The organism is Streptomyces tatrensis, assembly GCF_049310065.1.
Lineage (GTDB): Bacteria > Actinomycetota > Actinomycetes > Streptomycetales > Streptomycetaceae > Streptomyces.
The window spans coordinates 3,254,647-3,269,595 of the sequence record NZ_JBMDLB010000011.1 but is presented as its reverse complement, the minus strand read 5'-3'; the positions used below and the strand labels follow the sequence as shown (position 1 = coordinate 3,269,595).

17 protein-coding genes are annotated in these 14,949 nt (G+C 70.1%); 8 read left to right on the top strand and 9 right to left on the bottom strand.

The window, feature by feature from the left end:
• Nucleotides 1-367 precede the first annotated feature (367 nt).
• On the top strand, nt 368-1,063 hold the full coding sequence (locus tag ACODT5_RS30670; protein ID WP_422522395.1) for a TerB family tellurite resistance protein: 696 nt from the start codon (nt 368-370) through the stop codon (nt 1,061-1,063).
• Between the two features lie 58 nt (nt 1,064-1,121).
• Here the strand turns inward: ACODT5_RS30670 and ACODT5_RS30665 are convergent, their stop codons facing one another.
• Nucleotides 1,122-2,036: an alpha/beta fold hydrolase gene (locus ACODT5_RS30665; RefSeq protein WP_422522394.1), complete on the bottom strand. Its 915-nt coding sequence runs from the start codon at nt 2,034-2,036 to the stop codon at nt 1,122-1,124.
• Between the two features lie 57 nt (nt 2,037-2,093).
• Here ACODT5_RS30665 and ACODT5_RS30660 point away from each other — a divergent pair, with 57 nt between their 5' ends.
• From ACODT5_RS30660 to ACODT5_RS30640, 5 genes are all read left to right on the top strand, one after another.
• Entirely contained in the window at nt 2,094-2,726 is a 633-nt protein-coding gene (locus ACODT5_RS30660) for a TetR/AcrR family transcriptional regulator (protein WP_422522393.1), read from the top strand.
• A gap of 502 nt (nt 2,727-3,228) precedes the next feature.
• Nucleotides 3,229-4,725 carry a nucleobase:cation symporter-2 family protein gene (locus tag ACODT5_RS30655; protein WP_422522392.1) on the top strand — a complete coding sequence of 499 codons (1,497 nt, stop codon included), beginning with the start codon at nt 3,229-3,231 and terminating at the stop codon, nt 4,723-4,725.
• 134 nt (nt 4,726-4,859) lie between these two features.
• Nucleotides 4,860-5,606, top strand: coding sequence for a DNA repair protein RecO (gene recO / locus ACODT5_RS30650; protein WP_250754311.1), 747 nt, complete (start codon nt 4,860-4,862; stop codon nt 5,604-5,606).
• An 11-nt stretch (nt 5,607-5,617) separates the two neighbouring features.
• Complete coding sequence (locus tag ACODT5_RS30645; RefSeq protein ID WP_356515452.1) at nt 5,618-6,442, top strand: isoprenyl transferase; 825 nt, start codon at nt 5,618-5,620, stop codon at nt 6,440-6,442.
• Nucleotides 6,443-6,464: 22 nt separating this feature from the next.
• Nucleotides 6,465-7,001: a YcxB family protein gene (locus ACODT5_RS30640; RefSeq protein ID WP_422522391.1), complete on the top strand. Its 537-nt coding sequence runs from the start codon at nt 6,465-6,467 to the stop codon at nt 6,999-7,001.
• Nucleotides 7,002-7,007: 6 nt separating this feature from the next.
• On the opposite strand, the gene ACODT5_RS30635 is transcribed toward ACODT5_RS30640, so the two are convergent.
• The 4 genes from ACODT5_RS30635 to ACODT5_RS30620 are packed head-to-tail and all read right to left on the bottom strand — an operon-like array spanning nt 7,008 to nt 10,205.
• Nucleotides 7,008-7,439: a Fur family transcriptional regulator gene (locus ACODT5_RS30635; protein WP_327252681.1), complete on the bottom strand. Its 432-nt coding sequence runs from the start codon at nt 7,437-7,439 to the stop codon at nt 7,008-7,010.
• Between the two features lie 59 nt (nt 7,440-7,498).
• Complete coding sequence (locus ACODT5_RS30630; protein ID WP_422522390.1) at nt 7,499-8,362, bottom strand: metal ABC transporter permease; 864 nt, start codon at nt 8,360-8,362, stop codon at nt 7,499-7,501.
• A complete protein-coding gene (locus tag ACODT5_RS30625) occupies nt 8,362-9,153 on the bottom strand; it encodes a metal ABC transporter ATP-binding protein (RefSeq protein ID WP_422522389.1) in 792 nt (263 codons plus the stop codon). Before ACODT5_RS30625 ends, ACODT5_RS30630 begins: the two co-directional genes overlap by 1 nt.
• Nucleotides 9,154-9,188: 35 nt before the next feature.
• Nucleotides 9,189-10,205, bottom strand: coding sequence for a metal ABC transporter substrate-binding protein (locus ACODT5_RS30620; protein WP_422522388.1), 1,017 nt, complete (start codon nt 10,203-10,205; stop codon nt 9,189-9,191).
• 156 nt (nt 10,206-10,361) lie between these two features.
• Here ACODT5_RS30620 and ACODT5_RS30615 point away from each other — a divergent pair, with 156 nt between their 5' ends.
• A complete protein-coding gene (locus tag ACODT5_RS30615; protein ID WP_422522387.1) occupies nt 10,362-11,744 on the top strand; it encodes a glycine--tRNA ligase in 1,383 nt (460 codons plus the stop codon).
• A gap of 68 nt (nt 11,745-11,812) precedes the next feature.
• On the opposite strand, the gene ACODT5_RS30610 is transcribed toward ACODT5_RS30615, so the two are convergent.
• From ACODT5_RS30610 to ACODT5_RS30595, 4 genes are all read right to left on the bottom strand, one after another.
• The gene (locus ACODT5_RS30610; protein WP_422525092.1) at nt 11,813-12,283 is read right to left on the bottom strand and encodes a VC0807 family protein; all 471 of its coding nucleotides are present in this window, start codon (nt 12,281-12,283) and stop codon (nt 11,813-11,815) included.
• 27 nt (nt 12,284-12,310) lie between these two features.
• Entirely contained in the window at nt 12,311-12,904 is a 594-nt protein-coding gene (locus ACODT5_RS30605) for a TetR/AcrR family transcriptional regulator (protein ID WP_422522386.1), read from the bottom strand.
• Nucleotides 12,905-12,925: 21 nt separating this feature from the next.
• Nucleotides 12,926-13,966 (bottom strand): aldo/keto reductase, encoded by a 1,041-nt coding sequence (locus tag ACODT5_RS30600; RefSeq protein ID WP_422522385.1) that lies wholly within the window; start codon nt 13,964-13,966, stop codon nt 12,926-12,928.
• Between the two features lie 78 nt (nt 13,967-14,044).
• Complete coding sequence (locus tag ACODT5_RS30595) at nt 14,045-14,389, bottom strand: DoxX family protein (protein ID WP_422522384.1); 345 nt, start codon at nt 14,387-14,389, stop codon at nt 14,045-14,047.
• A 90-nt stretch (nt 14,390-14,479) separates the two neighbouring features.
• Between ACODT5_RS30595 and ACODT5_RS30590 the strand changes: the two genes are divergently transcribed.
• Nucleotides 14,480-14,935: a MarR family winged helix-turn-helix transcriptional regulator gene (locus ACODT5_RS30590; protein ID WP_422522383.1), complete on the top strand. Its 456-nt coding sequence runs from the start codon at nt 14,480-14,482 to the stop codon at nt 14,933-14,935.
• The last annotated feature ends 14 nt before the right edge of the window (nt 14,936-14,949 follow it).

Here is a 14,949-nt window from a genome sequence, read left to right as displayed (position 1 = left end):
AACCCCGCCCCTCCCTTCCGGAGGGGCGGGGTTCCGCCGTTCCCGCTCCGTACGGATGGTTCCGGGGGCCACCGCGTTGACCCGGGTCCCCCGCGCCCCTCACCGCAAGGCGTCCGGGCCGCTCGCGGCGCCGGTCACCGGACAGGACTTCTCGTTCATGCGGCCGAGCGCAGGGAAGCCGGGGGCGGCCCTGGAGCACGGGCGCGCAGGTGGGACCCGGTGCGGCGCCCGGTGCGGGCAGGGGCGCAGATCGGCCAAGTACGGCGGCGGGGCGATGTTGTCTTGTCACACGACTGACGCAGCCTCACCGATGTGGCTAACATCACGCCAACCCGGCGATGTTGCCGGAAGGTTACGGAGGTGCGACGTGCTGCCAGTTCGGGGTGGGGACGGCCGGAAGCTGACGGTCTGGGGTATCCGCACCACCTGGAGCACCGTGGGTGACGGGGAGTTCTTCTGCCCCGACTGCGGTGGCGACCGCAATTACCGCCGGCGCACGGGGCGCCGCCGGTTCACCGTCCTCGGTGTGCCGCTGCTGCCCCGCGGGCAGGCGGGTCCCGTCGTCGAGTGCCAGGGCTGCCGCGAACGGTTCGGCACCGAGGTCCTTGACCACCTCACCACCACCCGTTTCTCCACGCTGCTGCGCGACGCCGTGCACACCGTGATCCTGGCCGTGCTGGCCGCCGGCGGGACGGCCTCGCGCAGCGCGCTGGAGGCCGCCGCGGGAGCCGTACGGTCCGCCGGGTTCCAGGACTGCTCCGAGGAGCAGCTGGAGTCCCTCGTCGACGGGCTGGCCGCCGAGGAGGGCAGGCTCGGGCTCTACAACGGCCCCGACTGCTACGGCGCCGCGCTCTCGATCGAGCTGCACGAGGCCCTGGAGCCGCTGGCCCCGCACCTGGCCGGCCCGGGCCGCGAATCGATCCTGCTGCAGGGCGCGCGCGTCGCGCTGGCGGACGGTCCGTACATCCCCGCGGAGCGCGAGGTGCTGGCGACCGTGGGCGCGGCGCTGCGGATCGACGCGGACGAGGTCGCGCGGCTGCTGTCGGCGGTCCGGGCGCCGTAGGGGCCCCGACCGCGCCCGCAGGGGACCGTACGGGGTCTCGTACGGTCCCCTGCGGGCCTCAGGCGGCGCCCCGTGCCACCGGGGCGGGGTGCGCCGCGATGAAGCGGCGCAGGGCCAGGGACAGCCCCCGGGGGTTGTCGAAGGGGATCAGCGTCCGGGCGTCCGGGACCTCCTCGTACCGGCCGTACGGCAGCAGTTCGGCGAGCCGGCGCCCGGTCCGCGGCGGCATCATCCGGTCCTCCGCGCCCCAGAGGACGAGGGCCGGGCGGTCGAAGGAGCGCAGCCGCTCGGCGGCCTCGACATAGGTGTCCTTGCGGGTGCTGCGCAGGAACGCGCCGAGGTCGCGGCGGATGTCCGGGTCGGTGAGCAGCGGGCCGTACCAGCGCAGGACCAGATCGTGCGGGATCGGCCGCTTCGCCATGCCGCCGAGGGAGGTCCGCATCCCGGCGAGGAAGGGCGAGCGGAAGGACCGCAGGAGCAGGTGGAGCGCTCCGGGGATCTTGCTCGCGGTGTGCAGGGCCTTGCCCTGGAGGCCCGGCGGGTAGTTGTCGAGGGCCTCGCAGGAGGCGAGGACGAGGCGTGCGATCCGCTCGTCGTGCACGCCCACGAGGAGTTGGGCGATGCCGGCGTCGTTCTGGACGAGGGTGACGCCGCGCAGGTCGAGGCGGTCGAGGAACTCGGCCAGGAGGGCCGCGATCCCGTGGGCGGAGAGGTCGGCGCCGGGGTTCATGGGGAGGCGGTGGCCGCCGAGGGGGAGGACCGGGACGAGGACGCGGAAGTCGTCGCGCAGGTCGTCGACGACGGGCTGCCAGACGGACGCGTCGAAGCCGAGGCCGGGGACGAGGACGAGCGTCTCGCGGGCGGGCCCGTCCGCCGCCGCCCCGGGGCCGGTATCCGTTCCCGTGTCGGCGCCGGCGCCGGCGTCGGTGTCGGTGTACTCGATGGTGCCGGAGCCGAGTGCGATGGAGTGCATGCGATTCCCCCTGGTCGAATCCACTAGATAGACCGATCTAGTGAGAGACTAGCCCCGATGACGACGACAGGCGATACGCGAGCACGCATCCTGGGCGCGGCGACCGAACTCTTCCGCCGCCAGGGGTACGCGGCCACGGGGATGAAGCAGATCGTGGCGACGGCGCAGGCGCCCTACGGGTCCGCCTACCACTTCTTCCCCGGAGGCAAGGCCCAGCTGGGGGAGGAGGTCCTGCGCAGCACCGGCGCGACCTATCTGGAGCTGATCGGCGACCTCTTCGGGCCGGGCTCGGGCCATGCCCACGACCCCGTCCTGGCGACGCGGGAGGCCTTCACGGGTGCGGCCGTGACGCTGGAGGAGCTCGACTTCGCCGATCCCTGTCCCGTCGCGACGGTCGCGCTGGAGGTGGCGAGCACCCACGAGGGGCTGCGCCGGGCCACCTCCGAGATCTTCACTTCCTGGACCGACGCGCTGGCCGCGTACTACGCCGGCCACGGCATCGGAGCCGCCCACGACACGGCGGTCTCGGTGATCGCGCTGCTGGAAGGCGCCTTCATGCTGGGCCGCGCCCACCGCCGTACGGATCCGGTGCTCGCCGCGGCGACGGCGGCGCAGGCGATCGTTTCTGCGGCGCTGGCGGTTTCGGCCGCGGCCGCGTCTCACGGTGTGGTCGAAAACGGCACAATCTGAGATAACGATCGGGCCTCGCATCCCCGATTCGGAGATCCTTCCGCGTGCCGTGAACCGCGGAGGCGTGCCATCCGTACGGGGTGTTTCCACCAGGTGGACGGACGGAGCGGAGCCTTCTTCTTTGCGTGGCCGAACGACCTGTGGGGTGTTAACCCGCACGTCACCGCGCACGCGGTTCGCGTTCGCGCAGCGGGAAGCGGCGATTTCGCGAAGCGTTGGCCATAGACGACACCAGGGGTCTCCGCCACTGGAGAAATCTCCAGATCCTGCACGCCGGTGGGTCAACATTTTGTAGAAGTCGACGATATCTGTGAGCGGCCCCACAGGCGTTCAATTCCGGTCACACGAGGAGACGTCGCCGGTAACACCGCGGCGCTTCGATTCACGTGGACGCAATGACAACCCTGACGGATCAACGGGCTAACGACCCACTTCGGCCAGGGACAACCAGCTTCCTATCGCTTCTTCTCAGTTACCTACCTCATTGAAGGGCAAGGCAGAGATGGCACGTGTCGCCGCACCGCTTTCCGCCACCGGAAAGCAGAGCACGCACCCGGTCGACGAGGTGCTCCCCCTCCCCAAGCTCGCGCTGTACGGCTTCCAGCACGTACTCGCGTTCTACGCCGGTGCGGTGATCGTTCCGATCATCGTCGGTGGTGCCCTCGGGCTCTCCGCCGAGCAGCTGGTCTACCTGATCAATGCCGACCTCCTCACCTGCGGTATCGCCTCGATCATCCAGGCGTGGGGCATCGGCAGGATCGGGGCGCGGCTGCCCCTGATCCAGGGCGTCACCTTCACCGCGGTGTCCCCGATGATCGCCATAGGTCTCGGAGCGGGTGGCGGGACGGCGGGCCTCCTCGTCATCTACGGCGCGGTCATCACGGCCGGCATCGCCACCTTCGCCTTCGCCTGGCTGCCTCCCAAGGCCTTCCGCTTGATCATGCGGCTCTTCCCGCCGGTCGTCACCGGCACGGTGATCACCGTCCTCGGCATCGTGCTGATCCCGGTCGGCCTGAACGACGCCGCGGGCGGCCTCGGCAGCCCCGACTTCGGCGACCCGAAGCACTTCGCCTACGCCGGCGGCACGATGCTCTTCATCCTCATCCTGATGAAGCTCGGCCGGCCGTTCCTCAACAGCATCTCCATCCTGCTCGGCCTGGTCGGCGGCACCGCCGTCGCCTTCCTGCTCGGCGACGCCAAGTTCGGCAACGTGAGCAACTCGGACTGGATCGGCATCACCACGCCGTTCTACTACGGTGCCCCGAAGTTCGAGTGGTTCCCGATCGTCCTGATGCTCATCGTCATGCTGATCACCATGGTCGAGACCACCGGCGACACCTACGCCGTCGGCGACATCGTCGGCAAGGAGATCGACAGCGAGACCGTGGCCCGCGCCCTGCGTGCCGACGGCGCCGCGACCGCCCTCGGCGGTGTCCTCAACTCCTTCCCGTACGTGGCCTTCGCGGAGAACGTCGGCCTGGTCCGCATGACCAAGGTCAAGAGCCGCTTCGTCGTGGTCGCCGCGGGTGTCTTCATGATCGTGCTCGGCCTGCTCCCCAAGGCCGCCGCGATCGTCGCCGCGGTCCCGCACGGAGTGCTCGGCGGCGCCGCGACCGTGATGTTCGCGATGGTCGCCCTGGCGGGCATCCAGACCCTGGCCAAGGTCGACCTCAAGGAGGAGAAGAACGCGCTCATCGTGGGTGTCTCCCTGGCCTTCGCGCTGCTTCCCGCCACCGTCCCGGTCCTCTTCAAGGACCACATGGACGCGGACCTCTCCTCGCTCCTCAACAGCGGTGTGACCCTCGGTGCCACGGCCGCCATCGTCCTGAACCTGATCTTCAACGGTCTGGGCAAGGACGATGCGCACGGCGCCCCGCAGGCCGACGCGTCGAAGACCGACGCTCCGAAGGCCGGCGCAGCGGCGTCGGACGACGAGCCCACGGCAGCCATTCCGGCCCAGTCGGGCGAGGGCGAGCCCGCCCCGGCACCGACCGCCTGATCCTCCCAAGGGGTGTCCCCGCCGGGCCTCGTGCCCGGCGGGGGACGCTGCCGTTCCGGGGAGTCCGCCTTGTCGGGGAGTCCGCTTCGCCGGGGGAGTCCGCCCTGTCGGTGGGGTACAGGACAATGGACTCCATGAGTCTGTTCCGCGACGACGGCATCGTGCTGCGCACCCAGAAGCTGGGTGAGGCGGACCGCATCATCACGCTCCTGACCCGGGGCCACGGCCGGGTCCGGGCCGTCGCCCGCGGTGTCCGGCGCACCAAGTCCAAGTTCGGCGCCGGGCTGGAACCCTTCTCCCACGCCGACGTGCAGTTCTTCTCGCGCAGCGGCGAACTGATCGGCCGCAGCCTGCCGCTCTGCACGCAGACCCAGATCATCGCCCCGTACGGCAACGGCATCGTCACCGACTACGCCCGCTACACCGCCGGCACCGCGATGCTGGAGACCGCCGAGCGGTTCACCGACCACGAGGGCGAGCCCGCCGTACAGCAGTACCTGCTGCTCGTCGGCGCCCTGCGCACGCTCTCGCGCGGCGAACACGCCCCGAACCTCATCCTCGACGCCTTCCTGCTGCGCTCCCTCGCCGTGAACGGCTACGCGCCCAGCTTCGACGACTGCGCGAAGTGCGGACTCCACGGCCCCAACCGGCACTTCTCCGTCGCCGCGGGCGGGGTCATATGCGGCGACTGCCGCGTTCCCGGCAGCGTCGTACCCTCGTCGGAGGCCATCGCCCTGCTCAGCGCACTGCTGACGGGCGACTGGGGGCATGCCGACGCGTGCGAGGCGCGTCACGTGCGGGAGGGAAGCGGGCTGGTTTCCGCCTACTTGCACTGGCATCTGGAGCGCGGGCTACGCTCCCTTCGATACGTCGAGAAATAGGAGCTGGGCACATGGCACGACGCGGGATTCTGGGGCGCTCTCGCCGCGAGTACAAGGTTCCCGAGCCGCACCCCTCCGGTGAGCGCCCGCCGAAGATCCCCGGTGAGCTCGTCCCGAACCACGTCGCGATCGTCATGGACGGCAACGGCCGCTGGGCCAAGGAGCGCGGGCTGCCGCGCACCGAGGGCCACAAGGTGGGCGAGGGCGTCGTGCTCGACGTGCTCAAGGGCTGCCTGGAGATGGGCGTCAAGAACCTCTCCCTGTACGCCTTCTCGACGGAGAACTGGAAGCGCTCGCCCGACGAGGTGCGCTTCCTCATGAACTTCAACCGCGACGTGATCCGCCGCCGCCGCGACGAGATGAACGAGCTGGGCATCCGCATCCGCTGGACCGGCCGCATGCCGAAGATGTGGAAGTCGGTCGTCCAGGAGCTCCAGGTCGCCCAGGAGCAGACCGTCGACAACGACGCGATGACCCTCTACTTCTGCGTCAACTACGGCGGCCGCGCGGAGATCGCGGACGCGGCGCAGGCCATCGCGCGCGATGTGGCGGCGGGGAAGCTGGACCCGTCGAAGGTCAACGAGAAGACCTTCGCGAAGTACATGTACTACCCGGACATGCCGGACGTGGACCTCTTCCTGCGCCCGAGCGGCGAGCAGCGCACCTCCAACTACCTGCTCTGGCAGAGCGCGTACGCCGAGATGGTGTTCCAGGACGTCCTGTGGCCCGACTTCGACCGCCGCAACCTCTGGCAGGCCTGCTACGAGTACGCCCAGCGCGACCGCCGCTTCGGCGGGGCCGTCCCGAACCAGGGGGAGCCGGGCACCTCGGCCTGAGCCTCGTCTACCCTCCTGTGTCATGGACATGGGTGGGGATCAGACACAGCAGACGCAGCAGGTCGTATTCGTGTACCGGCCGACGCTCGCGGACTCCCTCGGGGCCGTACGGGCCCGCGCCCGGCGGACGGGAGCGGGCCGGGCGGAGACGGCCGCGATCCCGCTGATGACGGCCGTCCTGGTGACGATGTTCGGGCTGATCCGCGGGGTCCTGCCGGTCATCCTGGTGGTCGGCGGGGTGCTGGCGCTGGGCGCCGGGTACTACGGTGCCCTGCGCGTCCGGCGCAGCATGGCCCGCCAGATCCACAGCGTCGTGGGGCAGTACGGGGAGTGCCGCACGACGGCCGACGAGCGGGGTGCCGTGACGACGGGCGAGAGCATGTCCTTCGCGGCCGACTGGAAGGTCTTCCCGCGGTACGTCGAGACCCCCGACCTGTTCGTCCTCATCGGGGGCAAGCGCGCGGCAGCCATCGGAGTGCTGCCGAAGCGCGGAGCCCAGCACCCCGGCGACGTCGACCGGCTGCGGGCGATCCTCGACCGGAACCTGACGCGTCTCTAGGACGGCCTAGGCGGCGGCCGCCGCGCAGTCGGAGCAGGTGCCGAAGATCTCCACGGTGTGGGCGACGTTCACGAAGCCGTGCTCGGCTGCGATCGCCTCCGCCCACTTCTCCACCGCCGGGCCCTCCACCTCGACGGCCTTGCCGCACTTGCGGCAGACCAGGTGGTGGTGATGGTCCCCGGTGGAGCAGCGCCGGTAGACGGACTCGCCGTCGCTGGTCCGCAGTACGTCCACCTCACCGGCGTCCGCGAGGGACTGCAGGGTGCGGTAGACGGTGGTCAGGCCCACGGAATCACCGCGGTGCTTGAGCATGTCGTGGAGTTCCTGGGCACTGCGGAACTCGTCCACCTCGTCCAGCGCCGCCGCTACGGCGGCCCGCTGTCGGGTGGATCGTCCTCGTACTGGCGCGGTGTTCATCTCGCCAGGCGCAGTCGCCACCGGTTCCTCCTCGTCTCGGGTGCGGCCCATTGTGCCAGGCGGCCGACTGCCCGAGGTCGTCATACCTTTACGTCGTCCCGCGTACAGACTTCTTCGGCGGCGCGGGCGGCCCTGGCGCGGCGCCGGGCCAGGGGGGTGGACAGGGCCGTCAGCACGACGAAGACGGCGATGGCCATCAGCACGATCGAGGCACCCGAAGGGGCGTCGATGTAGTACGTCACCGCCGTGCCGCTGAGGGCGACGGTCGTGCTGATCGCCATGGCGAGGCCGAGGGTCGCGGCGAAGCCGCGGGTCAGCCGCTGAGAGGCCGCGACCGGGATCACCATCATGGCGCTGACCAGGAGAAGGCCGACGATCCGCATGGCGACGGTGACGGTGACCGCCGCGGTGATCGCGAGCAGCAGGTTGAGGGCGCGTACCGGCAGTCCGGTGACCCGGGCGAACTCCTCGTCCTGGCACACGGCGAAGAGCTGGCGGCGCAGACCGATCGTGACGGCGAGGACGAAGACGGCCAGGATGACCATCGCGGTGACGTCCTGGGTGGAGACCGTGGTGATCGAGCCGAACATCGAGCCGAGCAGCATCGAGGTGGATCCGCCACCCAGGTTGATGATCATGACGCCGCCGGCCAGACCCCCGTAGAAGAGCATGGCGAGCGCGACGTCCCCGCTGGTCTTGCCGCGAGAGCGGATCAGCTCCATGCCGACGGCACCGAGGACGGCGACGAGGGTGGCCATCCACACGGGGCTGGTGTTCATCACGAAGCCGAGCGCGACACCCGTCATGGCGACGTGACCCAGGCCGTCCCCCATGACGGCCTGGCGCCGCTGGACGAGGTACGTGCCGATCGCGGGCGCCGTGATGCCCACCAGACCGGCGGCGATCAGCGCTCGCTGCATGAAGGCGTAGTTCAGGAGGTCCATCAGCTCAGCAGTCCCGTCCGGAGGGGCTCGGCGTCGTGCGCGGAGTGGGGGTGTACGTGGTCGTGGCCCGGTAGCGCGTGCTGGCCCAGGGCCTCCGGGGGCGGGCCGTCGTGCGTGACGCAGCCGTCGCGCAGGACGACGGCGCGGTCGATGAGCGGCTCCAGCGGGCCCAGCTCGTGCAGGACCAGCAGCACGGTGGTGCCGGCGGCGACCTGGCTGCGCAGGGCGTTCGCGAGGACCTCCTGGTTGGCCAGGTCCACGCCGGCCATCGGCTCGTCCATGATCAGCAGCTCCGGTTCGCCGGCGAGCGCGCGGGCGATGAGCACCCGCTGGTGCTGGCCGCCGGAGAGGGCGTTCACGGAGGCGTCGGCGTGGGAGCCCATGTCGACCAGGTCCAGCGCGCGCTCCACGGCGGCCTTGTCGGCCTTGCGCAGGAACCCGAAACGGGTGCGGGCGAGCCGGCCGGCGGAGACGACCTCGCGGACGGTGGCGGGGACCCCGCTGGCGGCGGTGGTGCGCTGGGGCACGTACCCGATGCGCGACCAGTCGCGGAAGCGCTTGAACTCGGTGCCGAAGAGGGAGAGAGCGCCGTCGCTCAGCGGAACCTGGCCGACCACGGCGCGGACGGCCGTGGACTTGCCGGAGCCGTTGGCGCCGAGCAGCGCGACGACCTCACCGCTGCGGACGGTGAGGTCGATGCCGCGCAGCACGGGGCGCGAGCCGAGCGAGGCCGTGGCCCCGCGCAGGGATATGACGGGCTGGTCCAGCGCCTGCTCGGGCTTGGACTCCATGGCTCGCGCCTCCGATGCCGCTACTGCTGTTGCCATTACTTGGTGCCGAGTGCCTTCTGGAGGTTCTTCAGGTTGGACCGCATGACCTCGAAGTAGTCAGCGCCCTGGGACTTGTCCGTGATTCCCTCCAGGGGATCCAGGACGTCGGTCTTCAGGCCGGTGTCCGCCGCGAGGGTCTTGGCCGTCTTGTCGCTGGCCAGGGTCTCGAAGAACACCGTCGACACATTGTCCTGCTTCGCGAGGGTCTGCAGCTCCTTCATCCGGGCCGGGCTCGGCTCGGACTCGGGGTCGACGCCGGAGATGCCCTCCTGGTCGAGGCCGTAGCGCTCGGCGAGGTAGCCGAAGGCGGAGTGGGTGGTGATGAAGGTCTTGGAGGCCGTGTTCTTCAGGCCGTCCTTGAACTCGGTGTCGAGCGCGCCCAGTTTGGCGACGAGGTCGTCGGTGTTCTTCTTGTAGTCCGCCGCGTGGTCGGGGTCGGACTTCTCCAGGGCCGCGCCGACGCCCTTGGCGATCTCCGCGTACTTGACCGGGTCGAGCCAGACGTGCGGGTCCTCGCCGGACTCGCCGTGGTTGTGGCCGTCGTCCTTGGCGTGCTCGTCGCCGTCGGTGTGCTCGTGGCCCTCTTCGCCGTGACCCGGCTCGCTGCCGTGCTCGTCGTGGCCCGAGGTGCCGTGCACCTCCAGCTTGGTGAGGGTGCCGGCGTCGACGATGTTCTTCACGCCGGACTGGGCGACGGCCTTGTCGACGGCGGGCTGCAGCGTCTTGAGGTAGAGGACGACATCGGCCTCGCCGAGCTGCGCGGTCTGCTTCGGGGTGATCTCCAGGTCGTGCGGCTCGACCCCGGGCTTGGTGAGGGTGTCGACCTGCACGTGGTCCTTGCCGATCTGCTCGGCGAGGAACTGCATCGGATAGAACGACGCCATCACGTCGAGCTTGCCGTCCTTGGCCCCGGCGGCTCCGGCCGTGCCCGAGCAGGCCGTGAGGGCCGTGGCGGCGAGGGCGACGGTCGCGGCGAGGGCGGCGGTGGGTATGAGGCGTCGTCGTACGTTCATGACATCCATTTTCATCAAAGATGGAAACGATTGTCAAAAACCCAGGTGAGGGGGGTGCGGAGGGCCCGTGGGCGGGGGTCCCGATTTGAAAGGGGGGGTGCGGGCGCCGGTAACCTTGAGGCTTCGCCGTTCGTCCTCGTAAATGAAGAGAGCACCGTGGCCGCCGACAAGATCGAAACCATCGTCAGCCTGAGCAAGCGCCGTGGCTTCGTTTTCCCGTGCAGTGACATTTACGGCGGCTCTCGGGCTGCCTGGGATTACGGTCCGCTCGGTGTCGAGCTCAAGGAGAACATCAAGCGCCAGTGGTGGAAGGCGATGGTCACCGGGCGTGAGGACATCGTCGGCCTCGACTCGTCCGTGATCCTGGCTCCCGAGGTCTGGGTGGCCTCCGGCCACGTCGGTACCTTCTCGGACCCGCTGACCGAGTGCACCTCCTGTCACAAGCGCCACCGCGCCGACCACCTGGAAGAGGCGTACGAGGCCAAGCACGGCCGCGTGCCCGCGGGCGGTCTCGCGGACATCAACTGCCCCAACTGTGGTGTGAAGGGCCAGTTCACCGAGCCCAAGCAGTTCTCCGGCATGCTGGAGACCCACCTCGGCCCGACCCAGGACACCGGCTCCAAGGCGTACCTGCGCCCCGAGACCGCCCAGGGCATCTTCACCAACTTCGCCCACGTGATGACCACCTCGCGCAAGAAGCCCCCCTTCGGCATCGCGCAGATGGGCAAGTCCTTCCGCAACGAGATCACCCCCGGCAACTTCATCTTCCGCACCCGCGAGTTCGAGCAGATGGAGATGGAGTTCTTCGTCAAGCCGGGCGAGGACGAGCAGTGGCAGGAGTACTGGATGCAGGAGCGGTGGAACTGGTACCGCGACCTCGGCATCCGCGAGGAGAACATCCGCTGGTACGACCACCCGAAGGAGAAGCTGTCCCACTACTCGAAGCGCACCGCCGACATCGAGTACCGCTTCAACTTCGGTGGCAATGAGTTCTCCGAGCTCGAAGGCGTGGCCAACCGCACCGACTTCGACCTCAAGGCGCACTCCGCGGCCTCCGGCCAGGACCTGGTGTACTTCGACCAGGAGACCAAGGAGAAGTACACCCCGTACGTCATCGAGCCGGCGGCCGGCGTCAACCGCGCCATGCTCGCCTTCATGCTCGACGCGTACAACGAGGACGAGGCCCCCAACGCCAAGGGCGTCATGGAGAAGCGCACCGTGATGCGCCTCGACCCGCGCCTGGCCCCGGTCAAGGTCGCCGTCCTGCCGCTGTCCCGCAACGCGCAGCTGTCGCCGAAGGCCAAGGGCCTCGCCGCCGACCTGCGCAAGCACTGGAACATCGAGTTCGACGACGCCGGCGCCATCGGCCGCCGCTACCGCCGCCAGGACGAGATCGGTACGCCGTTCTGCGTCACCGTCGACTTCGACACCCTCGACGACAACGCGGTGACCGTGCGCGAGCGCGACACCATGAAGCAGGAGCGCGTGTCCCTGGACCAGATCCAGAGCTACCTCGGCAGCCGCCTGCTCGGCTGCTAGGTTCCGCCGCGGATGCGGCAGTGGCCCGGTGCGCATCGCGCACCGGGCCACTGCCGTCTCACGGGCCGCTACGCCGGCGCCGGACTGCCGGCCTCTGCTGCCGAGGCGGCCCTGGCCCTGGCCCGGGCCTCGCCCTCGGCCCGGGTGCGCTTCGAGAACCGGACGGTCCAGAAGATCAGCGAGACCAGGAAGCCGTAGATCAGGACGGGGCTGACCCAGACCATCGTGTCGACGCTCAGCGTGTACGCCAGCGCCACCCGCAGCGCGGCCTCCACCAGGTACGCGACGCCCCAGACGGTGGTCATCCGTCGCATCGCCCCGCGGAAGTCCGGGTATTGCCAGAGCCCGTTGAAGTACGCCACGCCCTCCTTGGTCCCGTCGGTCCCGAACTTCCGGCCGAAGTAGAACATCAGCGGCCGGGGGGCGAACAGGGTGGCGACGCACAGCGCGCCGAACAGACCCGTCACCCCCGAGTCCTTGACGAGCAGGGCGCGGGCCGAGTGCGCGCCGATCAGCGCGACGAGAGCGGTGATCACCAGGAAGACCAGGGTGTCCGGCTCCGGCCGTCAGGCGCGCAGGCCCCGGATGACCAGGGCGGTGACCGCCTCGAACTCGGCGGTGATGGTCGGCGCCAGCCAGTCCGCCGCGTACTGCGGATCGTGGAAGCGGCCGGTGGCGTCGAAGACGGCGCGCGCGGCGGCCGGTACGTCGGGCGCGCTGAGCGATCCCGCCGTGACCCCCTCGCCGATGATCCGGGACAGCTGCTCGATCAGCTCGGTGATGTGGTGCTCCACCACGCCGCTGCTCTCGGCGAGCAGCACGATGTACGTCGCGAACAGCTCCGGGTCGTCGCCCGCCTTGTGGCGCTTGGCCTCGAACAGCGCCTCCAGCCACGATTCCAGCTTGGAGGGGGCCGGCTCGGCCGGCGCCGAGACGATCTCCTCCAGCATGACCACGCTCTTGGCGAGCCAGCGGTCCGTGACGGCCTCGCGCAGCGCGGCCTTCGAGGGGAAGTGCCGGTACACGCTGCCGTGGCTGACGCCCAGGGCGCGCGCCACGTCCACCACCGTCGCCTTGGTCGGGCCGAAGCGGCGCAGCACCTCCTCGGTGGTTTCGAGGATGCGCTCGGGAGTGAGGGGTTCGGCGGCTGCGGGTGGCATGAGTACGACCGTACAGCCGGATCAGTGCTCGCTGTCCAGATGGGCCATCTGGGCCGCCGGGTACCGATCGCCGGAGGCAGCACCGGCCGGGACCGCGGCCTCGATGGCCGCGAGGTCGCCGGGGGTCAGGGCGACGTGGAGGGCGCCCAGCGCCTCGCCGAGCCGGTCTCGGCTGCGGGCGCCGACCAGCGGCACGATGTCCTCGCCCCGCGAGAGCACCCAGGCGATGGCCGTCTGGGCGACGGTGACGCCCTTCTCGTCGGCGACCTTGCGCAGGGCGTCGACCAGGTCGAGGTTCCGGTCGAGGTTGCCGCCCTGGAAGCGCGGGTTCATCCCGCGGAAGTCGCCCGGAGCCAGCGCCCGGTCGCGGGTGAAGTGGCCGCTGATCAGGCCGCGGGACAGCACTCCGTACGCCGTGACGCCGATGCCGAGCTCGCGGGCGGTCGGCAGGATCTCCTCCTCGATTCCGCGCGATATCAGGGAGTACTCGATCTGGAGGTCGGAGATGGGAGCCACGGCGGCGGCCCGGCGCAGGGTGTCCGCGCCGACCTCGGAGAGCCCGATGTGCCGGACGTGCCCGGCGGCGACGGCCTCGGCGATGGCGCCGACGGTCTCCTCGATCGGCACGTCGGGGTCCACGCGGGCGATGCGGTAGATGTCGATGTGGTCCCGGCCGAGCCGCTGGAGCGAATAGGCCAGGAAGTTCTTGACGGCCTCAGGCCGCCCGTCGTATCCGGTGAAGCCGCCCTCGACCGTGCGCAGGGCGCCGAACTTCACGCTGGTCAGCGCCTGCTCGCGGGCCGCGGCGGGGGCCGTGCGCAGGGCTTCGTTGATGAGGAGCTCGTTGTGCCCCATGCCGTAGAAGTCGCCGGTGTCCAGGAGGGTGACCCCGGCGTCGAGGGCGGCGTGGATGGTGGCGAGGGACTCCGCCCGGTCGGCCTCGCCGTAGAGGGCGGACATCCCCATGCAGCCCAGCCCCAGGGGGAAGGCCGCGGGTCCGGTGGTGCCGAGGGTGCGGTGCGGGGAGGTGGGCTGCGCTGAGGTGCTCGGGTTCGTCGTCATGGAACGAGAGTGGCATGACGAGTGACAGATTTCAATATCTGTCACTCGCCCGTGTGGACCGGCGTTCGATGTCCGGCGTCAGGCCGCCACGCGCAGGACCAGGGCCGCCGCCGCGACCAGGGTGAGGACGGCCGCGGGGGCGAAGTCGTAGTCCTTCGCGCGCAGGTGGGTGATGACGGCGCCGATGAAGTACAAGGTCACGCCGATGGCGGCGGCGACGCCCAGCGGGGTCAGCCACAGGCCCGCGACCAGGCCGACCGCGCCGGCCGCCTTGAGGGTGGCCAGTCGGGGGAGCCAGGAGTCTGGCACTCCGGCCTTCGTCATGTTCTCCGTGACCGCGGGGTTGCGCTGGAGGGTGAAGGTCGCGGACGCGGCGAGGGTGAGGGCGAGCAGTCCGGCGACGACGGCGTAGGCGATGAACATGGCGGGCTCCAACGATCGGTGATGTAGAACCATTGAATACCATCAACGATCGATAGAGCACAATCATTTCCCGGTTGTTACGATGTGGACATGACGGCGCCTCAGGACCCCACGCATCCGCCGCAGCGGCTGGGCATGCTGCTGGCCTGGCACGGATCGGTCACCCAGACCCGCATGAAGACGGCGCTCAGCGCCGCCGGACTCACCCCGCGCCACGCGATGGCCCTGTCGCACCTGGACGGCGGGCCCATCGGCCAGGGCGCGCTGGCGGAGCGGCTGGAGGTGGACCCGAGCGTGCTCGTCGGGATCCTCAACGACCTGGAGGGCGACGGACTCGTCGAGCGCCGCCGGGACCCGGCCGACCGCCGCCGCCACAACGTGGCCATCACCGACGCCGGCACCGCGGCCCTCGCGAAGACGAACGCTGCCCTCGACGCGGTGGAGCTCGCCCTGTTCGCCGGCCTCTCGGACCGGGACCAGGACGTGCTGCGCGGCCTGCTGGACCGGATCGACTCGCACAGCGAGGACTTCGCCTGCGGCGAGTAGGTCCCGTTAGGCAG

Coding starts and splice junctions, on each gene's coding strand:
- ACODT5_RS30665 (WP_422522394.1), bottom strand. CDS start 2,036: ATGCACTCCATCGCACTCGGCTCCGGCACCATCGAGTACACCGACACC.
- ACODT5_RS30660 (WP_422522393.1), top strand. CDS start 2,094: ATGACGACGACAGGCGATACGCGAGCACGCATCCTGGGCGCGGCGACC.
- ACODT5_RS30655 (WP_422522392.1), top strand. CDS start 3,229: ATGGCACGTGTCGCCGCACCGCTTTCCGCCACCGGAAAGCAGAGCACG.
- recO (WP_250754311.1), top strand. CDS start 4,860: ATGAGTCTGTTCCGCGACGACGGCATCGTGCTGCGCACCCAGAAGCTG.
- ACODT5_RS30645 (WP_356515452.1), top strand. CDS start 5,618: ATGGCACGACGCGGGATTCTGGGGCGCTCTCGCCGCGAGTACAAGGTT.
- ACODT5_RS30640 (WP_422522391.1), top strand. CDS start 6,465: ATGGACATGGGTGGGGATCAGACACAGCAGACGCAGCAGGTCGTATTC.
- ACODT5_RS30630 (WP_422522390.1), bottom strand. CDS start 8,362: ATGGACCTCCTGAACTACGCCTTCATGCAGCGAGCGCTGATCGCCGCC.
- ACODT5_RS30625 (WP_422522389.1), bottom strand. CDS start 9,153: ATGGAGTCCAAGCCCGAGCAGGCGCTGGACCAGCCCGTCATATCCCTG.
- ACODT5_RS30620 (WP_422522388.1), bottom strand. CDS start 10,205: ATGAACGTACGACGACGCCTCATACCCACCGCCGCCCTCGCCGCGACC.
- ACODT5_RS30605 (WP_422522386.1), bottom strand. CDS start 12,904: ATGCCACCCGCAGCCGCCGAACCCCTCACTCCCGAGCGCATCCTCGAA.
- ACODT5_RS30600 (WP_422522385.1), bottom strand. CDS start 13,966: ATGACGACGAACCCGAGCACCTCAGCGCAGCCCACCTCCCCGCACCGC.
- ACODT5_RS30595 (WP_422522384.1), bottom strand. CDS start 14,389: ATGTTCATCGCCTACGCCGTCGTCGCCGGACTGCTCGCCCTCACCCTC.
- ACODT5_RS30590 (WP_422522383.1), top strand. CDS start 14,480: ATGACGGCGCCTCAGGACCCCACGCATCCGCCGCAGCGGCTGGGCATG.